At 31.6% G+C, this 22414-nt stretch carries 23 protein-coding genes; 10 read left to right on the top strand and 13 right to left on the bottom strand.

Annotated elements, in window-relative coordinates:
- Positions 1 to 14: 14 nt before the first annotated feature.
- The 4 genes from BC748_RS08095 to BC748_RS08080 all read right to left on the bottom strand — a co-directional run bounded on the left by BC748_RS08095 (position 15) and on the right by BC748_RS08080 (position 2957).
- Positions 15 to 872: a hypothetical protein gene (locus tag BC748_RS08095; protein WP_133532973.1), complete on the bottom strand. Its 858-nt coding sequence runs from the start codon at positions 870 to 872 to the stop codon at positions 15 to 17.
- Positions 873 to 1325 (bottom strand): tRNA (cytidine(34)-2'-O)-methyltransferase, encoded by a 453-nt coding sequence (locus BC748_RS08090; RefSeq protein WP_133532972.1) that lies wholly within the window; start codon positions 1323 to 1325, stop codon positions 873 to 875.
- 36 nt (positions 1326 to 1361) lie between these two features.
- The gene (locus BC748_RS08085; RefSeq protein ID WP_133532971.1) at positions 1362 to 1928 is read right to left on the bottom strand and encodes a pseudouridine synthase; all 567 of its coding nucleotides are present in this window, start codon (positions 1926 to 1928) and stop codon (positions 1362 to 1364) included.
- Between the two features lie 75 nt (positions 1929 to 2003).
- A complete protein-coding gene (locus BC748_RS08080; protein WP_133532970.1) occupies positions 2004 to 2957 on the bottom strand; it encodes a proline and serine-rich protein 1 family protein in 954 nt (317 codons plus the stop codon).
- Positions 2958 to 3102: 145 nt separating this feature from the next.
- On the opposite strand from BC748_RS08080, the gene BC748_RS08075 reads away from it, so the two are divergent.
- The 5 genes from BC748_RS08075 (at position 3103) to BC748_RS08055 (ending at position 9409) form a co-directional block, all read left to right on the top strand.
- Positions 3103 to 4437, top strand: coding sequence for a DNA recombination protein RmuC (locus tag BC748_RS08075; protein ID WP_133532969.1), 1335 nt, complete (start codon positions 3103 to 3105; stop codon positions 4435 to 4437).
- 120 nt (positions 4438 to 4557) lie between these two features.
- Positions 4558 to 4815 (top strand): 6-phosphogluconate dehydrogenase, encoded by a 258-nt coding sequence (locus tag BC748_RS08070; RefSeq protein WP_246014022.1) that lies wholly within the window; start codon positions 4558 to 4560, stop codon positions 4813 to 4815.
- Positions 4815 to 5366: an acyl-CoA thioesterase gene (locus BC748_RS08065; RefSeq protein ID WP_133532968.1), complete on the top strand. Its 552-nt coding sequence runs from the start codon at positions 4815 to 4817 to the stop codon at positions 5364 to 5366. Before BC748_RS08070 ends, BC748_RS08065 begins: the two co-directional genes overlap by 1 nt.
- Before the next feature lie 125 nt (positions 5367 to 5491).
- Positions 5492 to 6913 carry a hypothetical protein gene (locus tag BC748_RS08060; RefSeq protein ID WP_133532967.1) on the top strand — a complete coding sequence of 474 codons (1422 nt, stop codon included), beginning with the start codon at positions 5492 to 5494 and terminating at the stop codon, positions 6911 to 6913.
- A 24-nt stretch (positions 6914 to 6937) separates the two neighbouring features.
- Positions 6938 to 9409: a T9SS type A sorting domain-containing protein gene (locus BC748_RS08055; RefSeq protein ID WP_133532966.1), complete on the top strand. Its 2472-nt coding sequence runs from the start codon at positions 6938 to 6940 to the stop codon at positions 9407 to 9409.
- A 69-nt stretch (positions 9410 to 9478) separates the two neighbouring features.
- On the opposite strand, the gene BC748_RS08050 is transcribed toward BC748_RS08055, so the two are convergent.
- Both BC748_RS08050 and BC748_RS08045 read right to left on the bottom strand, forming a co-directional pair.
- Complete coding sequence (locus tag BC748_RS08050; RefSeq protein WP_133532965.1) at positions 9479 to 10318, bottom strand: DUF5777 family beta-barrel protein; 840 nt, start codon at positions 10316 to 10318, stop codon at positions 9479 to 9481.
- Between the two features lie 10 nt (positions 10319 to 10328).
- Positions 10329 to 10718 carry an OB-fold protein gene (locus BC748_RS08045; RefSeq protein ID WP_133532964.1) on the bottom strand — a complete coding sequence of 130 codons (390 nt, stop codon included), beginning with the start codon at positions 10716 to 10718 and terminating at the stop codon, positions 10329 to 10331.
- A gap of 183 nt (positions 10719 to 10901) precedes the next feature.
- Between BC748_RS08045 and BC748_RS08040 the strand changes: the two genes are divergently transcribed.
- Both BC748_RS08040 and BC748_RS08035 read left to right on the top strand, forming a co-directional pair.
- Positions 10902 to 11261, top strand: a complete 360-nt coding sequence (locus BC748_RS08040; protein ID WP_246014021.1) for a hypothetical protein — start codon at positions 10902 to 10904, stop codon at positions 11259 to 11261.
- 9 nt (positions 11262 to 11270) lie between these two features.
- Positions 11271 to 11810 (top strand): YceI family protein, encoded by a 540-nt coding sequence (locus BC748_RS08035; protein WP_133532963.1) that lies wholly within the window; start codon positions 11271 to 11273, stop codon positions 11808 to 11810.
- Here the strand turns inward: BC748_RS08035 and BC748_RS08030 are convergent, their stop codons facing one another.
- The gene (locus BC748_RS08030; protein ID WP_133532962.1) at positions 11811 to 12302 is read right to left on the bottom strand and encodes a GNAT family N-acetyltransferase; all 492 of its coding nucleotides are present in this window, start codon (positions 12300 to 12302) and stop codon (positions 11811 to 11813) included.
- Positions 12302 to 12757: a DUF1801 domain-containing protein gene (locus BC748_RS08025; RefSeq protein WP_133532961.1), complete on the bottom strand. Its 456-nt coding sequence runs from the start codon at positions 12755 to 12757 to the stop codon at positions 12302 to 12304. The genes BC748_RS08030 and BC748_RS08025 overlap by 1 nt, the downstream gene beginning before the upstream one ends.
- 73 nt (positions 12758 to 12830) lie before the next feature.
- Here BC748_RS08025 and BC748_RS08020 point away from each other — a divergent pair, with 73 nt between their 5' ends.
- The gene (locus tag BC748_RS08020) at positions 12831 to 13931 is read left to right on the top strand and encodes a DUF3667 domain-containing protein (RefSeq protein ID WP_133532960.1); all 1101 of its coding nucleotides are present in this window, start codon (positions 12831 to 12833) and stop codon (positions 13929 to 13931) included.
- Positions 13932 to 13934: 3 nt separating this feature from the next.
- Positions 13935 to 14960: a M28 family metallopeptidase gene (locus BC748_RS08015; protein ID WP_133532959.1), complete on the top strand. Its 1026-nt coding sequence runs from the start codon at positions 13935 to 13937 to the stop codon at positions 14958 to 14960.
- A gap of 1 nt (position 14961) precedes the next feature.
- On the opposite strand, the gene bcp is transcribed toward BC748_RS08015, so the two are convergent.
- Positions 14962 to 15417, bottom strand: a complete 456-nt coding sequence (gene bcp, locus BC748_RS08010) for a thioredoxin-dependent thiol peroxidase (RefSeq protein ID WP_133532958.1) — start codon at positions 15415 to 15417, stop codon at positions 14962 to 14964.
- A gap of 251 nt (positions 15418 to 15668) precedes the next feature.
- On the opposite strand from bcp, the gene BC748_RS08005 reads away from it, so the two are divergent.
- Positions 15669 to 16337 carry an endonuclease III domain-containing protein gene (locus BC748_RS08005; protein WP_133532957.1) on the top strand — a complete coding sequence of 223 codons (669 nt, stop codon included), beginning with the start codon at positions 15669 to 15671 and terminating at the stop codon, positions 16335 to 16337.
- Positions 16338 to 16586: 249 nt separating this feature from the next.
- Here the strand turns inward: BC748_RS08005 and BC748_RS08000 are convergent, their stop codons facing one another.
- The 4 genes from BC748_RS08000 to BC748_RS07985 all read right to left on the bottom strand — a co-directional run bounded on the left by BC748_RS08000 (position 16587) and on the right by BC748_RS07985 (position 22413).
- Complete coding sequence (locus BC748_RS08000; RefSeq protein WP_133532956.1) at positions 16587 to 17174, bottom strand: RNA polymerase sigma factor; 588 nt, start codon at positions 17172 to 17174, stop codon at positions 16587 to 16589.
- A 237-nt stretch (positions 17175 to 17411) separates the two neighbouring features.
- Complete coding sequence (locus BC748_RS14175; RefSeq protein ID WP_246014020.1) at positions 17412 to 19109, bottom strand: family 16 glycosylhydrolase; 1698 nt, start codon at positions 19107 to 19109, stop codon at positions 17412 to 17414.
- Between the two features lie 16 nt (positions 19110 to 19125).
- Positions 19126 to 20055: a glycoside hydrolase family 17 protein gene (locus BC748_RS07990; RefSeq protein WP_133532955.1), complete on the bottom strand. Its 930-nt coding sequence runs from the start codon at positions 20053 to 20055 to the stop codon at positions 19126 to 19128.
- A gap of 12 nt (positions 20056 to 20067) precedes the next feature.
- Positions 20068 to 22413 carry an MFS transporter gene (locus tag BC748_RS07985; RefSeq protein ID WP_133532954.1) on the bottom strand — a complete coding sequence of 782 codons (2346 nt, stop codon included), beginning with the start codon at positions 22411 to 22413 and terminating at the stop codon, positions 20068 to 20070.
- Position 22414 lies beyond the last annotated feature (1 nt).

Raw genomic sequence — 22414 nt, 5'->3', positions numbered from 1 at the left:
ATAAATTACAGCAATTAAGATGTAATTTTTTTGTGTCTAGTTCTGTAAATTTGGATTGCTTTTTCAATTAAGTATGGTTTTTTATCATAACCGTCAATTCTAAATTTGATATCTTTATTCATTGTTGGTTTTATAATCAAATGGTGAGTGACCGAATTTCCATCTTGTCCTTTCTCTACATAAATTTGATTGATTTCATTCCATGAGATAAAATCTTTTTTGTTGATTTTTATCCCATTTGAGTTTAAAATTAATTGAGGTTTTTTATCAATTAGAGCCAATAGTCCTGATAATAAAAGTAGTATACCAAGGGCAAGTATAATTAAACTTTGATACATTTTAACTGATTGATCTAGATACGATTTAATCGCCATTACTACAACAAACACTCCAATTATGAATACTATCAAACTATTTGCCTTTGGAATTTTCACTTCCATTTCTTTTGGCACAGAAAAATCATCATAATGAATATCTTTTTCTTCAAAGTTTTTTCTTATTCGTTCCACTTTTTTATGCCTCTCATAATCTCTATTCTTAAACTTTCTCACTAGAATAAAATTTTTTTCAGAAATTAATTTATTCTCTAGTGCCTTTCTTTTTAATTCATGAACATTTCTAACATTTTCAAAAGCCCAAAATTGCCATTTTAAACTTGCATAATTCCAATACAGCTTCATAAAAATGAAACCAATAATTAATCCTATCCACAAAGCAATTGGAAGCCATAATTGATGTATTATTTCATGCTCATAATTGCTAAAAATAAATATCGATACAACTGGACATACGAGCAAAAAAATCAACATTGTATAAACAATACTTAATTTTCCCTTATGAATTGCTTCTTCTATAGAAAATTGATTATGCATTTATCCTACTTTAAGTTGTCTTTTCGCTTCGCCAATGACAAACGCCACTGAATTAGCAATGTTATAACTTCGAATTAAATTAGACATTGGAATTTTCAAGTGATTCTCAAATTGGTCTAAAACTTCTTGGCTAAGACCAACGCTTTCTTTGCCAAAAACCAACCAATCGCCATCTTGATATTCAATATCGTAAATCGATTTTGAAGCATGAGAACTCATCAAAAAAACTCTTGATTTATCTGGAATTTGAGCCATCCATTCTTCTACATTATTGTATTCGTTCCAATCCAAATGAACCCAATAATCCAAACCAGAACGTTTTAAATTTTTATCGGTAATTTCAAATCCATAAGGTTTTATCAAATGTAATCGACTTTCGGTTCCAACACAAAGGCGACCAATATTTCCCGTATTGTTAGGTATTTCGGGTTCAACGAGAACGATGTTTAACATTAATACAGATTTTTAGATTATTAGATTGTTAGATTGTTAGACATTGAATTTATCAATTTCTAAAACTTCTCCAGCTTTTAAGTTTTGCAAATGTATATTTCCTACTCGAATTCTAACCAATCGAAGTGTTGGAAATCCAACAGCAGCAGTCATTTTTCTGACTTGGCGGAATTTGCCTTCGGTTAGCGTGATGGAAACCCAAGATGTTGGTCCATGGCGTTCATCACGAATTCGACGACCTTCGCCAATACAATTTGGTAATTCGGTGATTATTTTAGCTTCGCATTTTTTGGTAGTGTATCGAATGCCTTTGAAACCAATTTCAACTCCATTTATTAACTGTTCGACTGCTTCTTGATGGATAATTCCATCTATTTGAGCAAAATACTCTTTTTCTACTGTTTTACTTCTAACTATTTCACTCATCATTCCATCAGTCGTAAGTAAAAGTAAACCTTCACTATCTTCGTCCAATCGACCAATCGCCATTGTGTTTTCGGGAAAATCAAATAGTTCGCCTAACAACTTTTTGTGTCGCTTTTTTTCGTAAATAAACTGACTTAAATATCCGTGTGGTTTATGAAGAAGAAAATGGTGGTGCATTTCTTTTTTTATTTAGACAAAAATAAAAAAGACCATCCGAAATGAATGGTCTTTTCTATAATTTATTTTTACAAATTATTGGCGACTTTGAACATAGTCTGAAAGTTCGTCAACATTGCTGCTAAAAGAAAAAATTCCGTTCAATTTGAAATAATTTCTTGGTTCGATACAATAATCATAAGCAAATTTGGCAAATGCTAATTTATTATCTTCAAAACTAAAAGTGTTCGCAATTTGAATAATTTGATCAACATTTAAACAATTAGCAGTAATTACTTGTTTTGCCGTTTTAAGTTGTGTGTCTTCAAAACTTTGCTGTTTTATAGTTGCTAAAGCAGCATTAAAATTACCCGAAGTCATGCATGATCTTCCATTACAACCTCTAACAGGTTCGTCGTGGTCAACGATTACTGTATTAGAATGATTCGTTGTAGTAGTTGTCGTTTGTGTAACAACACCTGTTCCCATTCCGTCGTTTATAGAAATTCCCATGTTGATTCCACCAACATTAACTCCTACTCCAACATTTGTTCCTCCAGTTTGCGTTGTAGTTGTTGTAGTAGTTTGTGAAACACCACCAACAGGTTGCGTAATTACTTGTTGCGTTGCAACAGGTCTTGGTTGTCCATAATGAATAACATGCACATTAGATGCTGGAATAAAATCAGGTTGAACCGGAATTGAAGAGAAATAATTCAATTTCATTTTAGTTTTGTTGTTTTTGTCTCTTCTAATTTTATAGGTTACATCAGAAAAAATTCCATCAACATCGGCAATCATTAAATTATTTTTGGAAACATCCGCTAGGGTTTTATCCTCAAATCTGATTTTTGCATTGTAATAAGGTTGATTTAAATCTTCTACTCTCAAGTTCGTTTGAGGCGTATCGTTTATTACTTCTCCATTAAGAATTAAAGTAAATCTATCACCATCTTCAGAAAAAATGGTCAAATGTCCAACTGGTCCAATTTGTGAAAAACTTATTGATGAAATCAATAAAAAAGCTAAAAGTGTAATTTTTCTAATCATAAGTATTTGTTTTTTGTTGTAAATATAATTTTTTTCTTTTTACGTTTTTTCAAAAATAATGCCAAAGTAAAAAAGTATTTTTAAAACCAAGAATATTTTTATTTCAAACTGTGTATCTTTAACTCTTTAAATATTTATTTTTTTTATGGACGATAAATTGATTTTTGTTTTTAGCATTTTAGTAGTATTAATAATTGGAATATTCATTGGGAAAATAATTTTTTCAGGAAATTCTAAAACCGAAAAAGCTTCTTTGGAAGAAAAAATAAATGGTTTGCTACAACAAATTGAGCAACTAAAACATCAAATAAACCAAACAGTTCAAGAACGAGAAACTATTCGAACTGAAAAAGAATCGCTTGCAATACAATTGTCAAAAAAAGAAACTGATTTTGAAAATCTTTGGGAACGCAATAAAGAACAAAAAGAAGAAGTTGAAAAACTTCAGGAAAAATTCACCAAAGAATTTGAAAATTTAGCAAACAAAATACTTGAAGAAAAAACCAACAAATTCACAGAACAGAACAAAGAAAATCTAAAAAATATTCTTTCACCTCTGCAAGACAAAATTCAGCTATTTGAGAAAAAAGTAGAAGATACGCATAAAGAAAGTATTGATTATCACGCAGCTTTGCGTCAGCAGATTTTGGGTTTACGAGAAATGAATGAACAAATGAGCAAAGAAACCTTGAATTTGACTAAAGCTTTGAAAGGCGATAGTAAAATGCAAGGAAATTGGGGTGAATTAATATTGGAACGTGTTTTAGAAAAATCAGGGCTAGAAAAAGGTCGCGAATATGAAGTGCAACAGAGCTTTACAAACGAAGAAGGCAATCGTGTTTTTCCTGATGTTGTGATTAATCTTCCAGATGGAAAGAAAATGATTGTTGATTCTAAAGTAACTTTAACTGCCTATGAACGTTATAGTAATGAAGAAAACGACGAACTAAAAGCTCAACATTTGAAAGAACATGTTATATCTTTAAAACGCCACGTGGACCAACTTAGCGAGAAAAATTATCACGATTTGTATCAAATGGAAAGTCCCGATTTTGTTTTGCTTTTCATTCCAATAGAAACTGCTTTTTCACTGGCTTTAAATGAAGATAACACATTATATAATAAGGCGTTTGAAAAAAACATCATAATTGTGACACCATCAACATTATTGGCTACTTTACGAACTATTGACAGCATGTGGACCAACCAAAAACAGCAAGAAAATGCCCTTGAAATTGCGCGCCAAGCTGGAGCTTTGTATGATAAATTCGAAGGTTTTGTTACTGATTTAGTAAAAATTGGCAAAAAAATGGACGAAGCCAAAATTGAGTATGGAAGTGCAATGAGCAAACTCGTGGATGGAAAAGGAAATTTAATTACAAGCGTTGAAAAGTTGAAGAAAATGGGAGCAAAAGCAAAAAAATCATTACCCGAAAATATTGTTAACCGAGCTACAAACAGTCAAGAAATTGAACAATAATTAAGAAATAATGTTACGAAAAATCATTTTGTATGTTGTCCTATTTTTAGGAATTTTTACTGCTATTTATTTTGTTTTTTATACAACGCAACCTACAGCGAAGGACTTCGCTCAGGCGAATTGATAAAATTCAGTAACAAAGGTGTCGTTTTTAAAACTTGGGAAGGCGAATTAAGTCAAGGATTGTCTGGAAATAAAATTTTTTCTTTTTCCGTTTTAGACAAAGATACTCAAGTAATTGAAGATTTAAAAAACTTGCAAGGTCAATACGTAAAAGCTACCTATGTTGAAAGATATAGAACTTTTCCTTGGTGGGGTGAAACTCGCTATTTTGTCACTAAAGTTGAAAAAGAAAAATCACCCATTTTTAACAACTAATCATGAGCGAATTCAAAACTGTAAAATCATCTAAAGTTACCATTTCAGTTCTGATGCTACCATCACACAGCAACTTCAGTGGAAAAATTCATGGTGGCTATATTTTATCACTATTAGATCAAATTGCATTTGCCTGTGCTTCTAAGTTTTCTGGACATTACTGCGTTACTGCTTCTGTTGATACTGTCGATTTTTTAAATCCTATAGAAGTAGGCGAACTAGTAACTCTCAAAGCATGTGTAAACTATGTTGGAAAAAGTTCTATGATAGTTGGTATTCGAGTTGAAGCCGAAAATATTCAAACAGGACAAGTTAAACATTGTAATTCAAGCTATTTTACCATGGTGGCAAAAGACTATGATGGAAAAAATACAAATGTTCCAGGACTGATACTTTCATCGCAACAAGACATAAAACGATTTATCAACTGTATCAAACAAATTTCATTAAAAAAAGAAAGAAACTTGCATGAAATCATTTATGATTATAAATCTGAAAAAGCATTGGAAGAACTAAAAAAATATAATGTGAAATTAGAGCAAAATCAATGATAACTTATAAATTGTTATTTTGTCTAGAAAATGAATAAAATCGTAGATTTTATTTAAAGTAATTTGTTAAAAATTAGTGTATATTATTTTTTTTATTACTTTTGGTTTGCAAATTAAAAAATTCTATGATTAGAAATTACTTTTTCCGTTTTGTTGTAATCATTTCATTACTAATTACTTCGTGTTCTGATGATGACTACACCGATATAGAAGATATATTGCCCGTGGCTACTAACGATATCGGCACTTATGAATTATTATCAACTGTAACTATTGATGTTTCGAGCAATGATACTACTGGTGATACTGTTTTGGCGTCAAGTGTAAGTATTGTTGGAGGAACTGATACTGACGGAAATACAACTCTTGATAGATTGACAGTAACAAATGAAGGGATTTGGACTGTAAATCCGGTTACAGGTGCAGTTACCTTTACTCCAAATGATGGTTTAACAACATCACCAACTCCAATTTCATATACAATAAAAGACGCTGAAGGAAACGTATCAAATGCAGCAACTATAACTATATCTGCTGTTCCATCAGCTGTAGTTGACTTAACACAAGTACCATATCCAAAATTGTCTGATTATAAGTTTTTTGCTGGAATAATGAAAAATCAAATCCCATCTTTAAACGTATTGCCATTGGAACCAGAAAGTACTTTGTTTACTGATTATGCTCATAAAAAACGATTCGTATGGATGCCACCAGGAACAAAAGCTACTTATAATGGTGATGGTAAAGTTTTAGAACTTCCAGTAGGAGCCGTTTTAATTAAAAACTTTTATTATGATAATGTTCAACCATCAAATGAAACTAGAATAATCGAAACTAGAATAATGATAAAAAAATCAACTGGTTGGATTTTTGCTGAATATGTATGGAATACTGAGCAAACTGAAGCTTTTTATAACATGGATGGATCATATGCTAGCATAACTTGGACGCAAGAAAATGGATCACCAAGAACTGTCGCTAATTACAGAATTCCTTCAGAAACAGAGTGTTTTGTTTGTCATAAAGCAAATAACTCAGCACAACCAATCGGTATAAAGCCTCAGAATTTAAATAATGATTATCCTTTTAGTACAGGTGTTCAAAACCAACTAGCAAAATGGTCCGAAGTTGGATACTTAGATAATTCTAATCTTCCTTCAAACATTCCTTCTGCAGTCGATTATAAAGATAGTTCAAAACCATTAGTTGATCGTGTTCGCTCTTATTTAGACATTAATTGTGCACATTGTCATAGTGAAGCTGGACATTGTGGCTATAGACCAATGCGATTTGCTTTTTCCGATACTGCTGGAGAAGCTGGTCTTACAAACATGGGAGTTTGTGTTGACACAGAAGACATGCAAGGTTTTCCTAGTAATTTAAGTAAAATTATTAACGCAGGAAATCCAAATAGATCAATGCTTTTTTACAGAATTAATACAAACAACCAAACCTTCAGAATGCCATTACACGGTCGTTCTGAAATTCACACCGAAGGTGTAGAATTAATAAGAACTTGGATAGAATCACTACAACCTTGCCAATAAAAAATTAAAATTAAAAAATAAATTATGAAAAGAAATTTACTCCTTTTTTCTTTATTAGTATCGCTACAATTTGTTAATGCACAACAAACTTGTGACACAGCATTACCTATTACAGCTGGAATTCATCTAGTAAACGCCGTTGATGGGTCTCAAGTTCCACAACCACTCTGTGAAGACCAGTATGGTCAAGTTCCTTCTGAAGATAATCCTGCTGGAAAATGGTATACTTATACACCTACAGGAAATTTTACTGTTACTGTAACCTCAGATATAGCTGCTAATACACCTAGAAGAGATACACGTTTTCACGTATATTCGGGTAACTGCTCAAATCTAATTTGTGTTAGTGGTGATGATGACAATGGAAGTGGTCTTTCATCAACGGCAAGTTTTGATGTTGCACAAGGAACAATATACTATATTGCTTGGGACAATAGATGGACATCAAATGGATTTTCATTCAGTTTATCAGAAGCGCCAATTGTTCCAAATCCATGTCTAACAGCTACTCCAGTAACAACTGGAATAACTACTGTAGCATCAATTAACGGAAATAACATTATTACTTCATGTTCAAATGCATCAGCTGCAAAATGGTATTCTTATACAGCTAATGGTAATTCTAATTTAACAATTACCTCTGACTTACCTCAAAATATTTGTAAAGACACTAAATTAAGTGTTTACACTGGAAACTGTCCCGGAGTATTTACTTGTGTTACAAGTGATGACAATTCTGGTACTATTCAATGTAATAATGGAAATACTAATTCATTTTTATCAAAGAAAACTTTTGAAGTTCAAAGCGGTGTAACTTACTATATTGTTTGGGATAACCAATGGAGTTCAGAAGGATTTGATTTTCAAATAACTGAACAAGCAATAGTTAGACCTGTTAATTATAACACTCAATTAGTTAGTACAATTAATAGCTCATATGATACTTGTATTGTTGATATGAATGGAGACAACTTAGACGATATTGTTGGTGTAAGTGGTAATAATCTTAAAATACATTATCAGGGTGCTAATGGAAATCTAAGCATAGTTAATTTTCCTATAACTGGTACAAGTAAAATGCCTTCGTGGAGTATAGTTGCTGGTGACTATAATAAAGACGGTTTTAATGATCTTGTACTTGGGGCTGGAAATGGTTTATCTTTATGGAAATCAAACACTACTGGAACTGAATATACAAGTGTAACACCAGGAGAATATATCTTTTGTCAGAGAACAAATTTTGTTGACTTGAATAATGACGGAAACTTAGATATATTTTCTTGTCATGACATTGACCCTAACGTATATTATCTAAATGATGGCAATGCAGGTTTACAGTATTTTCAATCAGGAATATCACCTGGTGCCTACATGCTAGGCATAACAGAAGGTGGAGGTAATTACGCGTCACTTTGGACAGATTATGACAATGATGGTGATGTAGATTTATTCATTTCTAAATGCTCAGGTCCACCAAGCGAACTTCATAGAAATGATGGAAATGGAATATTTACAGATATATCAGCAATTGCAGAAATTGATGTTACTCCAGTTCAATCATGGTCATCAGCTGTAGCTGATTTTGATAATGATGGTGATATGGATATTGTAATTGGCTCAAACGGAAGCACAGGTCACATGTTTTTCAGAAATGATTTAGACAAAACAAATAATGTTGAAGAACCGTTTGCAAATATTACTCTAGGATCAGGATTGGATTTAGATCCTTCAGACAATAGGGACTATATCGCTTATGATTTTGATAATGATGGTTTAGTTGATATAATGGGTGGAGGAAATAAAATCTTGTTTAACAAAGGTGATAATGTTTTTGAATCAGTTAGCTATCCACAAATTAATGTTGGTGCAATTGGTGATTTAAATAATGATGGTTTTTTAGATATATTAGACATTGTAGTACTTAATAATCAAAGATTTCCATATGTAAGATATGCAATTCCAAATGAAAATAACTGGTTAAAAATAACTACTAAAGGAATAGCTAGTAATAGTAACGGAATTGGTGCTCGTATTGAGATTTATGGTGCTTGGGGCAAACAAATCAGAGATGTTAGAAGTGGTGAAGGATTTGAATTCGGAAGTACTTTAAATACGCATTTTGGACTTGGAACGGCTACAGAAATTGATCAAGTAGTTGTAAAATGGCCATCAGGAACTGTTGACACATTTGAAAATGTAGCTATTAATCAAACACTAAATGTAGTTGAAGGTGCAACTTTATCTAATCAAAATTTTAATAATGGTGTATTTGCTATCTATCCAAACCCTGTGAAAGAAACCATTAACATTCAATTAAAAGACAACACAATAACTTTAAATAATGCTCAAATATTTGACATTAATGGTAAAAGAGTTATCAGTACAAATAATGTTGATCAACCAATCAATGTTAGTCAATTAGCTAATGGTTCTTATATTTTAGTAGTTACAGATTCAGACACTAAAAGCTATTCTCAAAAATTCATTAAAGAATAATTAAATATTTTATAAACAAAAAAGTCCCAAAAATTTGGGACTTTTTTTTATGCTTATTTTATTTTTATCTTAGAAAACTCTTAATAAATTAAATCCAAAAAAAACATCGCCTTTTGTCCAATCACCCGTTGTATTCCCTAAAAAACCAGCCTCGTGAATTCCTTGTGAACTGCTAAAATGCATTTGAAAAACATGTCCTCCGGTTTCAATATCAACTCCAACTGACAAAGGATTTTTATAAGGAGAATTATTTACTCTATTCAAATGTGCCGCATAATCAACATTTAATGACCAACGCTTAGCAAATTTATATCTTCCTCCCAATCCAACTGCAAATTGGCTATTCTCCTGATTATCATCTAAAACAAAATTTTCATGAAAAAAAGTTGGTGCAACCTCTAAAGATAAATTTTGTGAAAACTTTCTTGAAATCAATAATTGAGAAACATATATAAGTCGATTTTCAAAAGTCATCTTTGGATACAAACTTTCTTTCAACGTATTATTGATGGCGAGACTTCCAAAACCAACAATGGCAACAGGAAAACCATCTTTTTCTTGATTTTTTATCAACAACTTCCCTGAAAAATCGTATGCTAATTCACTTCTTGCGCCACTTACTGTAATCCAATCCGTCAATCCATAAACGAACTTTATTTGAGTATTGGCATTATCTAAACCATAAAAACCTTCAAAACCATCTTTTATAGAACCAAATCTATGCGCAACAATAAAATATAAATCTCCTTTGGCTGCCAATTTAGTAGACTCCAGATTTACAATTTTCAAACCTTTGAAAGCAGATTCTACTTTACTTTTTTCAGTAGAAACAGTGTCAATTTCATTCAATAAATCATCTTGAGCGAATACTGAAACAGGAAACAATAATAACAATAAGTACTTTTTCATATTTTTTAGGTTAATTTATAATTGTAATTTGGTCAATCTTATATTGCTCTAATAAATCATCATAGCCAACAAATCGTCCTTTAACAGTCAAAACCTGCCCAACTGTTATATCATTTGGAAAAACACCATTAAAAGTGGCAAACAATTTTTCATCAATAATTAATGCTTTATTCTCGGGTTCAATTGTGGTTATTTTACCTTTAATCTCAACCGTCTTATCAAGATATTTAAGGTTAGCTAAACTATCATTTTCAGCAAATTCTTTTTCAAAACTTTTAACTGAAATTACATATTCTGATGTTTCATTTGCTATGCTTCTATGCTCTTTGTACACATAAAAATAAAATGCAACTGAAACGGCTAGAATTACAAACAATAAAATAATAACTTTCTTTTTCATAGGATTAGTTTTTGATTGATGTGTTCTTAGTTATTTACGATATAAATTACGATTTGGTTTAACTTTTTAAAACTTAAAATTAAAATTCAACGTAAATATAAAAGAATAGCTATTCATTCCTAAAATAGTTTTAAATAATTATTTGGAAATCAGAAAAATAATTATACATTTATATTAAATTCTATGAAAAATAAAACGCTTCTACAATCGGTTTTTGTGTCAATGGTATTGTTATCATGCACAAACGACAGTACTTCTGATTTGATTGAAAATGATATTCAACAAATCAGTTATACTAATACTGTTAAATCTATAATTGACAATAACTGTGTTGTTTGTCATGCTGCAACACCTATAAATGGTGCTCCAATGTCATTGACAACTTATGATGATGTGAAAAACGCTATTCTTACGCAAGACTTACTAGATAGAATTTCCTTACCGCAAGGTGAAGCAGGAATGATGCCTAGCGGTGGAACTAGACTGCCGCAACCCATAATTGATCAAATTAACACTTGGGCTTCTCAAGGATTTAACGAATAAAATTAAATTATGAAAAAGATTAGTTTATACTTAGCGTTATTAATTGGTATCGCTGGATTTTCACAATCCAAGTTAATTACCAAAACAGGAAAAATCACTTTTGAAGCTTCTGTTCCAGCATTTGAAGAAGTGAAAGCTAAAAATGAAAGTGTAACCTGTGTTATAAATACCGATAATGGCGAAATCGCGGCATTGGCATTAATGAAAGGATTTCGATTTAAAATTGCTTTAATGGAAGAACATTTCAATGAAAATTATGTTGAAAGTGATACCTATCCTAAAGCAACTTTTAAAGGTAAAATTGAAAATTTTGATATTTCTAAAATTGGTGTAACGCTTAAAGAATTTACAATCAAGGGAAAATTAGAAATGCATGGAAAATCAAAAGAAATTTCAATAATCGCTAAAATAAAAAAGACAGAATCAGGATTAGAAATTGATTCGAACTTTTTCGTAAACACTGACGACTTTGATATCGACATTCCTAGTGTTGTAAGTAAAAAAGTGTCAAAAAAAGTGAACGTTACTTTGGATTTTATTTTAAAATAATCAAATTGATTTTTCCATAACATAATCATCCATCAAAAACCCATTTCCAATATCAATCACTTCCTCATAAGCAATTGAAAATCCAACCTTTTTGTAAAAAAATTGAGCAGAATTGTTTTTATTCACATTCAAAAAAAGAGTTGATTGATTATTATTTTGAGCTTTATCTGCAATAAATTTAACTAACTCATTCCCTATTCCTTTGGCTTGAATAGAAGGTAAAACGTAGAGTTTGTGAATTTTTGTTTTCCCTTTTTCACCACAATCAAATTCATAAGAAGCAAAACCAACAAAATTTTCTTCTTTTGCTAAGATAAAATGATGATTTTTTTGGGTTTGTGCAAGTAATGCATTCTTACTATACATCAAATCCAACATGTAATCAATTTGATTTTCAGAAATAACATTTTTATAAGCAACTGGCCAAGTTTTTTGAGCAATATCCTGAATTATATCCAATTGATTTTCAGAAGCTTTTATAATTTCAAACATTAGCGCTTTAATTTTTCTTCATAAAGTGAAATCCAATCTTGAACGGACATTTTAGAAGCCAATTCTCCTAATAACTCAAAGGGAATGTCATTCATTTTTTTAAATCGAATGCAACTTTTACCCATATCTAATTTAGATTTACAATGTTTTGGATATTCTGAAACAAACCAATTTAGCAATTTATCATCAGCATATATTCCCATATGATAAAAAGCAATGAAGTTTTTTTGAGAAGCCAATGATAAAAATGGTAAAGGCGTTTTTGGATCACAATTATAACCACTTGGATAAATAGAATGTGGAACAACATAGCTCAACATGCCATATCCCATTGTTTCTTCAAAACCTTTTGGCAAATTTTTTAAAACGATAGTTCTTAGTTGTTCGATAACTATTTTTCGTTCTTCTGGTAGTGAAGCAACATATTCTAAAGGTGTTTTTGCTGTTGATTGCATCTAGTTTTATTTTGTTTCCCAAAAATAGAAATAATTTTAATAGCTTTACGAATGATTTTTATCTACTCAATTTATGTCGCATAATAAGCTCCGAACTGACAAAACATGTCTGAATTGTAACCATGTAGTTGACCAACGATTTTGTCCTAACTGTGGTCAAGAAAATATCGACACACGAAAGACTTTCTACCAGTTATTTGTCCATTTCTTTGAAGATTTAACGCATTATGAAAATTCATTTTGGAAAACCATTCGCAATCTGATTTTCAAACCAGCATCGCTTACAAAAGAATATTTATCAGGAAAAAGAATGTCGTATTTGGCTCCAATTCGATTGTATATTTTCATCAGTTTTGTAACGTTTTTTATTGTTTCTCTACTTCCAGGTGGAATAGAAGAAGAGAAAGAGACTGTTACAATCGTTAATGGCAAACCTGTTACCGAATTAATTAAAGACTCATTAATTGCAAAAAAAGACAGTATAAATAATCTGATTTGGATTAAAAACTTAGAGAAACAGGGCGTTTTTGATCAAAAACAATCTGATTCATTGAAAAAAATTCTTATTGAAGCCACTAAAAACCAAACAAAAGACGACTCAGAAAGTTATATGAATTTTGGTTATAAAAACTTAAAAGAGTTGGACTCCATTCAAAAATTTGGAAAACCTGAGGATAAAGAATACTCTTTTGTTTATTGGTTCATGAAAAAAGTATATCAAGTAAAAGAAGGTAGAACCAAAAAAGAAGTTAAAGAACGATTTGTAGAGTCTTTTTTGAGAAATATTCCTAAAGCACTTTTTATTTACATGCCGTTATTTGCCTTCATTTTATGGCTATTTCAAAACAAAAAAAGATGGTACTATTTTGATCATGGTATTTTTACCTTACATTACTTTTCATTTTTGCTTTTAGCAACACTAATAATGGAGTTAATCGAAGCTTTTATTAGACTATTTGGCGACAATCCATTTATTGATTCAACAGTTGGTATGATAAATTTTGTAATCGTATGCTATATGCTCTATTACTTTTTTCCTGCGCATCATCGTTTTTATGGTCAATCAAGGATTAAAACCATCATCAAAGGAATTATTATGTTTTTTATAAATATCTTTATTTTAACCTTGATTCTCATTGGAATTGCCTTGTATTCATTCATTAATATTCATTAAATCATGATAAAAAAAATTGTTGTACTTATTGTTAGCGTTTCGTTTTTTGTTAGTTGTTCCTCGGCAAAAAAAACGATTGATTATGAAAATCTAACGTCAAACTATATCAATCAAATTAAAACCGAAAGTCTAAAAACCAATCTTACTATTATCGCTTCTGACGAAATGGAAGGAAGAGAAACGGGAAGTAACGGTCAAAAAAAAGCCGGAAATTATATTATCGAGCAGTATAAAAATGCTGGAATAGTTTTTCCAAAAGGAGCAACGAGTTATTATCAAACTGTTCCTGCATCGTTTTTGAATGCCAGAAGAAATATGAACTTGCAAGACTCTGAAAACATTTGGTCATTTATCGAAGGTTCTGATAAAAAAGATGAAATTGTAGTTGTTTCGGCTCACTATGACCATGTTGGGATTGAAAAAGGAGAAATTCACAATGGCGCCGACGATGATGGTTCTGGAACTGTAGCATTAATTGAAATCGCAAAAGCATTTCAAAAAGCAAAAAATGAAGGAAATGGACCAAGACGTTCTATTTTAATACTTCATGTAACTGGAGAAGAAAGAGGTTTGCTTGGCTCAAAATATTACTCTGAAAACCCATTATTTCCGTTAGCTAATACCGTTTCTGATGTAAATATTGACATGATTGGTCGAAGAGATGATTTACACAAGGATACAAATAACTATGTTTATGTGATTGGTTCTGACTATCTATCTACAGACTTGTACAACGTTTGTGAAAACGCCAATAAAAAACATACAAACTTAGTATTGGATTATAAATTTAATGACAAAAAAGACCCAAATCGCTTTTATTATCGCTCTGACCATTACAATTTTGCCAAAAACGGAATTCCTTCTGTTTTCCTCTTTAGCGGTGTTCATGAAGACTATCACAAACCAACAGATGATGTCGAAAAAATAGAATTTGATGCTCTGACTAAAAGAACAAAATATGCTTTTGCAATAGCATGGGAAATTGCCAATAGAGAAAATCGACTGGTTGTAGATAAAAAAGACGAATAAACTACTCTTTTAGTATCTGAGAAGCGTGTGCTTTGGTTTTTACATCAGTAATTATGTCATCAATAGTACCATTTTCGTTGATGATAAAAGTTGTTCTGTGAATTCCATCGTACTCTTTTCCCATAAACTTTTTTGGTCCCCAAACTCCAAAGGCTTCAATAACAGATTTGTCTTCATCTGCCAATAGCGGAAAAGGAAAATCATACTTGTTTTTGAAATTAGTTTGTGCTTTTGCGTTGTCTGCACTAACGCCAAGGAGAGCATAATTATTGGCTTTAAAACGTTCAAAATTATCGCGTAAATCGCATGCCTCAGCAGTGCAACCTGGCGTATTTGCTTTTGGATAAAAGAAAACTACTAATTTTTTTCCATTGTAATCAGCAAGATTATGAAGATTTCCATCTTGGTCTTTTGCAGAAAAACTTGGTGCTTTGTCTCCTATTTTTAGTGTTGTCATTTTTTAAATATTAAATATTAGATTTTAGATATTGAATAACAGATATTTGATTTTTTATAATTGACTTTAATTGCCCCAAATTGCAGTGAAAAGCTTTTATTGAAAAAAGCTATTTTTTGTTAGTATAAAAAAGCGACCAAAGGAAGCTCTTTTTATGCTTTGGAAAAACTGCTTTTTGAAATAAAACTTGTAACGGAAAGTTGGATTAGGCACATAATAATTATAAATTTACAACTATAAAAGTACATAAAATGACGAAAAAAGAACGCGCAACATTTGTTATAAATACGTTAAAAGAATTATATCCCGAAATTCCAATTCCGTTAGATCATAAAGATGCTTACACGCTGTTGATTGCAGTTTTACTTTCGGCTCAATGTACTGATGTTCGCGTTAATCAAATCACTCCTATTTTGTTTGCAAAAGCGGACAATCCATACGATATGGTTAAGCTTTCGGTAGAAGAAATTAAGGAAATAATTCGTCCTTGTGGCTTATCGCCAATGAAATCGAAAGGTATTTATGGTTTATCTAAAATATTGATTGAAGAACATAATGGTGAAGTTCCGCAGAGTTTTGAAGCTCTGGAACGTTTGCCAGCAGTTGGTCATAAAACGGCAAGTGTTGTGATGAGCCAAGCTTTTGGTGTTCCAGCATTTCCTGTGGATACACATATCCATCGGTTGATGTATCGCTGGAATTTGACAAATGGAAAAAACGTGGTGCAAACTGAAAAAGATGCTAAAGCTATTTTTCCAAAAGAACTTTGGAATGATTTACACCTTCAAATCATTTGGTATGGTAGAGAATATTCGCCAGCTCGAGGTTGGGATTTAGAAAAAGATATTATTACCAAAACAATTGGACGAAAAAGTGTTTTGGATGAATTTACAAAATCTGCCAAAAGAGCTAAAAAATAAACTTGTGAAGAATTAATTAAATAAAAAATATCCCAATTATCATTGGGATATTTTATTAATTAGCAATGGTTTCGAAGTTCATATTACCAAATTTCACAATGCGCAACGCCTTTGAATATTGTAAAATAAAATTTATTGTTTCTTTTTTTGGTAACATTTTTGAGGATGCCAATCTTTTTTTAGAGTAGAGTTTTGCCATAGTTTATAAAGTGATTTTTATAGATAACGCAAAACTTTTTAAAATATTGTTTAAATTGATAAATAAATTTGATTTTTTTCAATTATTTTTCTCATGTTATTGATTGCATAACGCATTCTACCCAATGAAGTATTCATACTAACATTTGTAACTTCAGAAATTTCTTTGAAAGTCATGTCTTGAAAATAGCGCATCATTAATACTTGCTTTTGATCGTCTGGAAGTAACTCAATTACTTTCAACATGTCGGTATTGATTTGATCACAAATCATATCTGCTTCAATACTTGGCGTTGTATCTTTAATCATAGAAACAATAGGGAATTCTTCTGTATCGCGATACATTCTGATTTTACTGTCTTTTCTGTAACTGTCCACAATTAAATTATTAGCAATACGCATAACCCAAGGTAAAAATTTTCCTTTCTCGTTATAATATTCTTTTGATTTTATCGTTTTAATTACTTTGATGAACGTTTCTTGAAAAAAATCATCTGTTTTGTCTCTATCTCCAACTTTGGAATAGATGAAACCATAAATTCTAGATTGATGTCTTTCAACAAGCGTTGCCAATGCATTTTCGTCACCCGAAATATACATATTGACCAATTGAGCGTCAGAAGTTTGAGATTTAGCCATAAAATTACCTTTTAATAAGGATTGAGAAACTTATTTTTTCTAAAAAGTAATTTTAATTCAATAGGCCGAATAGGGTTTTGTGATTAATTATAAGCCAAATTTAACATAATTTTAATTGAATAAACAAATATATTTCAAAAATTAACATTTAAATGCTAAAATAAAACGGATTTATTGAAGCTTTTAGAATAGAAAATGCCCTGAATACCTTTAAATCAACAACAATGTTCTAGTTTATTATTTTTTTATAATTTTTGAATTATGAGTTCCAGTGGCATTTTTTATTTGCAAGAAATAAATACCTGTTCTCAAGTCGCTAACATCCAATTGATGAGAAGAGCCCACTTCCATTTTGATTAATTGTTTTCCAAAAATATCTTTAATTTCGACAACATTCTCCGTTTCTGACAAATCAAAATTGAGTACGTCTTCAACTGGATTTGGATAAAAAAGTTGCTTTTGAGAATATGAATTAGTATCTAGATTACAATTAGTTCCAACAACATATGAAAAATATTTGGTCACAGACAATCCGCCAGCATAGGCAAATTTAACAGCATAATTGATGGTTGAGCCAATGGTTTGGCCTGTTATGGTATAGGTATAAATATTTCCTGAAACGTTAGTCATTTGATATTCAGTGAATGGATTTTGTCGCCAAAGAAAGGCAACAACTCCTACTCTTCCTGTATCTAACATTTCAAAAGTAATTTTCACATCATTTCCAAGCGTTTCAAAAGAATAATTATAACCAGTAGTAAATGCTCCTTGTTGCGCTTCAGTATCAGTTCCTGAACAACCTATAACGTTGGTTGTTGTGGCATTCACTACAATTGGATTTGCAACATAATTATTCCCTGATAAATCACTAGCGGAAACTGAAAAAATATAGTTGGTGTTTGGTGTCAAATTAGGCACAATCACAGATTTTTGAACGCCAGCTGGATTAGCCAAAGAAATAGTTCCACCACTATAATTGATGGTGTAATTGACATTTCCAGAGTTATCGTTAGAATTCAACAATAATTCAATGGTTGAACTGGTAACTGCTCCAACAGTAGCCGTGAAATTAGTTGGTGCTTCTGTATCTACAGTAGTGTTTTGATAGACTCTCACATAATCAATCTCCATTGATTCTTGGTTAAAATTGGCAGGAATATTTCCAGCAATTCCTCCCATTGCGATGTTTAACAACAGATATTGTTCTGAATTAAAAGGCCAATTATTTGGTGTTTTAACGGCTGGATTATAGGTGTAAAATGGAACGCCATCCAGTAAAAAAGTGATTTGGAAAGGCGACCAATTCATGGAATACACATGAAAATCATTTCCTAAATTATTGGCGATAATTCCTCCAATATTGGTTGTGTTTCCAAAAGAAGAAGGCGTATGAAGCGCACTTTGAACATAATTTGTTGGTTGTGATGGAGTAATTCCATGCTCCATTATGTCAATTTCTCCACAAGCTGGCCAATCTGTAGTTCCAAATTGTGAATCAAAATAAGCTCCATCTTCATTCACATTTTTTCCTAACATCCAAATAGCAGGCCAAGTTCCTTGTGCAACAGGTATTTTTGCTCTAACATCTACTCTACCATAAAGAAATGCAAATTTTGAATTCAAACGAGCAGAAGTATATTGCTTTGTTATTCCTTGATTAGTATATGTCTCTTTCTTGGCAACAATATTTAAAAAACCGTTATTTACGAATGAGTTGGTCAACTGATCGGTATAATGCTGAACTTCTCCATTAAACCAATTTCCACCAGCTGGTAATTGTGTTTGATGAAACCATTTACTAGCGTTAACAGCACCATTAGTTTCAAATTCATCCGACCAAACTAATTCGGAATAAACAACATCAACTTGAGAAAAACTACATTGTGTGAAAAGTAGAAAGGTAAAAAGAAAATTAAGTAGTAAATATTTTTTCATAGCAAGCATTTTTTTTTTAGAATTTCAATTTTTCATTCTTGTCCCACAAACCCCAATAAGCTCCAACAGCACCTTCTGGTCCTACTTTCCATGATTCATCAAATGAAGAAAAATAAAATGTTTCAATGTTATTGTTTTTACACCAATTTTGAGTTTCAATAAAGTATCTCATAGCATTTTCGTTGGTTGCGATGGCACCTTTTAAAGAACCACCTTCGCTTGGCCAACCTGTTTCTGTAATGATAATACGTTTTCCTTTTCCAGCATCTTTAGCAGAACCAAACATACTTTGAATGTGTGGCAAAGAATATTCTATTGGACAACCTTCCCAATATGGATAACAATTGGTTAAAATCACATCACAAACCTCAGTAATTCTTGGTCGATGTGAAAACTCATAATAAGCATCAACGTATCCTACTGGAATATTTGGCAAAGCTTCTTTTACACGATTAATATATTCTAGTAATTGTTCTTCTGTCAAATCACCTCGGTACATTACTTCATTACCAACTGCTGCAATATCAACACAACCTTCTTTTGCTAAAGTGATTAAACTCTCTATTTCTTTTTCGTTTAGTTCTAAATCATCTCCAAGCCAAGCTCCAACAAGGGTTTGCATTCCGTTTTCTTTGGCAATCCTTGGAATATGTTCGTTACCTTCGATACACGAAAAAGAACGAACCCATTTAGAATAAGGCTTTAAAATTTGAATACGACGGTTAACTTGTTCGGCAGTAATAATATCGCCTGGTTTTTGTCCGTCTTCGTATAAGCTGAAGCAAATTCCATGCATGCCATTTTCTAAAGTTTCTCTCCAAAGTTCTGCTAATTTCTTTGCAGGAATTTCGGAAAAATCAAAACTCTGATAATCACTTTTGTTAGTATTATTGCTATTATTATAATTATTTTCTAATGAAAAATAGTGACCTTCTCTAAATGACATGATTTGTAATTTTTAAAATTTAAGCTTCTCATTTTTATCCCAAATTCCCCAAGCAGTTCCAACGGTTCCTTCTTGCATTGCTTTCCAAGATTCGTCAAAAGAAGAGAAATGGAATAGCTCAATATTGTTGTTTTTTGCCCATTTTTGAGAAGAAACAAAATATTTCATAGCATTAATTTCTGACGGAACAGCTTCGTCAACTACATCGCCTTTACTTGGCCAACCAGTTTCTGAAATTATGATTTTCTTTCCTTGAGCTACATTATGAGTTAGTTCAAGCATATTTTGCAAATAAGAAGTTGTGTAATCAATATTGGCTCCTTCCCAAAATGGATAGAAGTTCACTAAAAGTAAATCACAGTTAGAAATTAAACTTGGTCTATCTAAAAACTGATAATAAGCATCAACATAACTAACAGAGATATTTGGTACGGCTTCTTTTACTCTTTTGATGTAACCAATAAGTTCTTGTTCAGAAATTTCGTTACGATGCAATACTTCATTTCCTACTGCAGCTATATCTACCAAACCTGATTTAGCTAGTTTGATTAATGCTTCAATTTCTTTTTCGTTTCTAGATTTATCATTACTAATCCAAGCTCCAACAACCGTTTTAAGCCCTTTTTGGTGCGCAATTTCTGGAATTAGCTCGTTACCTTCTATACATGAAAATGAACGAACCCAGTTGGTGTGAGGAGCAATAATGTCTAATCTTCTTCTAATTTGGTCAGCAGAAAGAATATCACCAGCTTTTTGATTTTCAACGTATGGACTAAAACAAAGTCCGTGCAATCCGTTATTAAGCATTTCAGAATAAGTAGTTTTTAATTCGAAACTACTTTTTGAATTCAAATCAGTATCAATTGAAGTGTTTAATGATTTATTCTTTAATAAAGAAACCAATTTTCCTGATAGATAAGCCGATGATTGATTGTTTGTTTTTCCTTTTCGTTTATCTAAAAGATCTCTCACTTCTCTGGCTTTGGCTTCGTCAATATCATAATTTCTCATTACCCAAATTGCACTCAATGTACCAAGAATTGGAACTCCTACAAAGAATATTCGCAGCCAAAACATAGTTTCATCGGTTTGTGTAGCAGCATTAGACTGAAATGCAACTAAAGAAAGAATTAATCCACTTAACAATCCTGCAACAGCTGTTCCAAATTTTACCATCCACCAATAAATAGCGCCTAAACTTCCTTCTCTTCTTTTTCCTGTGTTGAGTTCATCAATATCTATAACATCCGAAGTCATCGACATCATTAAGGTAAACAAGCTTCCAATTCCAAAGGAGAAAAATGGCAATGCAAACAAAAACAGATATGGTTTTCCTGGAACAAATAATACAAAAAGCAAAATGTAACCGATTACAGAAATGCCTTGAGAAACCAAAAAAGCTTTCTTTTTTCCCATTGTTTTTGACATTCTTGCTACAATAGGAATCACCGCAACCGTTGTGATAATTGCACCTACACTTCCAAATAAAGTAGGCCATAATCCGAAACCATCTTCATTTCCTTTAAACAAATAATACTTGATGATAAAATACGAAAATGCTGCTGTAGTTTGAAAAGCATTAAAAATTAAAAAAGTAGCAATACAAATTTTTCTAAATGGTTTAATTTCGATCGAAGCTTTCAATCCTTCTTTGATTTCGCCAAAACTTCCCAAAATCCCTTTTAAATCAATTGGGCTGTAATCTTCGTTGAGTGTAGATTTACTTGGAATAAAAAATGCTGGAATTGCTGCTAAAATGGCGCAACCTATTGCAACATATACAGCTAAGGTTCTTACAGCCACATCACCTGATGGAAACAATGATTTATCTGCCATTATAACCCAAAACCATGGTGCAACAACCCAAGCCAACTGACCTATAAGTTGCGAAGTAGCCATAATATTGGTTCGTTCGTGAAAATCATCACTCATTTCGTAACCCATTGCAACATAAGGAATACTGAATATGGTCAAACCTGAATAAAAAATCAATGAAATAACTAAAAAGTACCAAAAATTGTATGTTACACCGTTTTCGGCATACAATTGCCACATTAATGCAAATGAAATTCCTAGAATAATTGCTCCAGCTAATACATATTGTCTTCTTCTTCCCCATTTTGATTTGGTATTATCACTCACATAACCCATTATCAAATCAAACAAAGCATCATAAAACTTTGGAATAAAATACGTTAAGCCTAACAATAATCCACTAAACCCCAATTGTTCGACTAATACAACTGTAAAAATTCCTAAAGCAGCTGGAAACATTTGGTTAGCAAGCATACCCAATCCAAAGGCAATTTTTTGACCCATTGGAACTTTTCCTGATGAAGTTGAATTAGTATTTGACATA

The sequence above is a fragment of the Flavobacterium dankookense genome, from assembly GCF_004362665.1.
Taxonomy (GTDB): domain Bacteria; phylum Bacteroidota; class Bacteroidia; order Flavobacteriales; family Flavobacteriaceae; genus Flavobacterium; species Flavobacterium dankookense.
Note: the sequence above shows the minus strand (reverse complement) of the source record. Positions and strands in the feature narration are given on the sequence as shown.

Bases quoted from the DNA above. Each gene is read 5' to 3' on its own strand.
- BC748_RS08055 (WP_133532966.1), top strand. From the start codon at position 6,938: ATGAAAAGAAATTTACTCCTTTTTTCTTTATTAGTATCGCTACAATTT.
- bcp (WP_133532958.1), bottom strand. From the start codon at position 15,417: ATGACAACACTAAAAATAGGAGACAAAGCACCAAGTTTTTCTGCAAAA.
- BC748_RS08060 (WP_133532967.1), top strand. From the start codon at position 5,492: ATGATTAGAAATTACTTTTTCCGTTTTGTTGTAATCATTTCATTACTA.
- BC748_RS08025 (WP_133532961.1), bottom strand. From the start codon at position 12,757: ATGCAATCAACAGCAAAAACACCTTTAGAATATGTTGCTTCACTACCA.
- BC748_RS08090 (WP_133532972.1), bottom strand. From the start codon at position 1,325: ATGTTAAACATCGTTCTCGTTGAACCCGAAATACCTAACAATACGGGA.
- BC748_RS08030 (WP_133532962.1), bottom strand. From the start codon at position 12,302: ATGTTTGAAATTATAAAAGCTTCTGAAAATCAATTGGATATAATTCAG.
- BC748_RS08095 (WP_133532973.1), bottom strand. From the start codon at position 872: ATGCATAATCAATTTTCTATAGAAGAAGCAATTCATAAGGGAAAATTA.
- BC748_RS08015 (WP_133532959.1), top strand. From the start codon at position 13,935: ATGATAAAAAAAATTGTTGTACTTATTGTTAGCGTTTCGTTTTTTGTT.
- BC748_RS08005 (WP_133532957.1), top strand. From the start codon at position 15,669: ATGACGAAAAAAGAACGCGCAACATTTGTTATAAATACGTTAAAAGAA.
- BC748_RS08040 (WP_246014021.1), top strand. From the start codon at position 10,902: ATGAAAAATAAAACGCTTCTACAATCGGTTTTTGTGTCAATGGTATTG.
- BC748_RS08035 (WP_133532963.1), top strand. From the start codon at position 11,271: ATGAAAAAGATTAGTTTATACTTAGCGTTATTAATTGGTATCGCTGGA.
- BC748_RS08020 (WP_133532960.1), top strand. From the start codon at position 12,831: ATGTCGCATAATAAGCTCCGAACTGACAAAACATGTCTGAATTGTAAC.
- BC748_RS07990 (WP_133532955.1), bottom strand. From the start codon at position 20,055: ATGTCATTTAGAGAAGGTCACTATTTTTCATTAGAAAATAATTATAAT.
- BC748_RS08000 (WP_133532956.1), bottom strand. From the start codon at position 17,174: ATGGCTAAATCTCAAACTTCTGACGCTCAATTGGTCAATATGTATATT.
- BC748_RS08085 (WP_133532971.1), bottom strand. From the start codon at position 1,928: ATGCACCACCATTTTCTTCTTCATAAACCACACGGATATTTAAGTCAG.
- BC748_RS14175 (WP_246014020.1), bottom strand. From the start codon at position 19,109: ATGAAAAAATATTTACTACTTAATTTTCTTTTTACCTTTCTACTTTTC.
- BC748_RS07985 (WP_133532954.1), bottom strand. From the start codon at position 22,413: ATGTCAAATACTAATTCAACTTCATCAGGAAAAGTTCCAATGGGTCAA.
- BC748_RS08050 (WP_133532965.1), bottom strand. From the start codon at position 10,318: ATGAAAAAGTACTTATTGTTATTATTGTTTCCTGTTTCAGTATTCGCT.
- BC748_RS08045 (WP_133532964.1), bottom strand. From the start codon at position 10,718: ATGAAAAAGAAAGTTATTATTTTATTGTTTGTAATTCTAGCCGTTTCA.
- BC748_RS08080 (WP_133532970.1), bottom strand. From the start codon at position 2,957: ATGATTAGAAAAATTACACTTTTAGCTTTTTTATTGATTTCATCAATA.
- BC748_RS08075 (WP_133532969.1), top strand. From the start codon at position 3,103: ATGGACGATAAATTGATTTTTGTTTTTAGCATTTTAGTAGTATTAATA.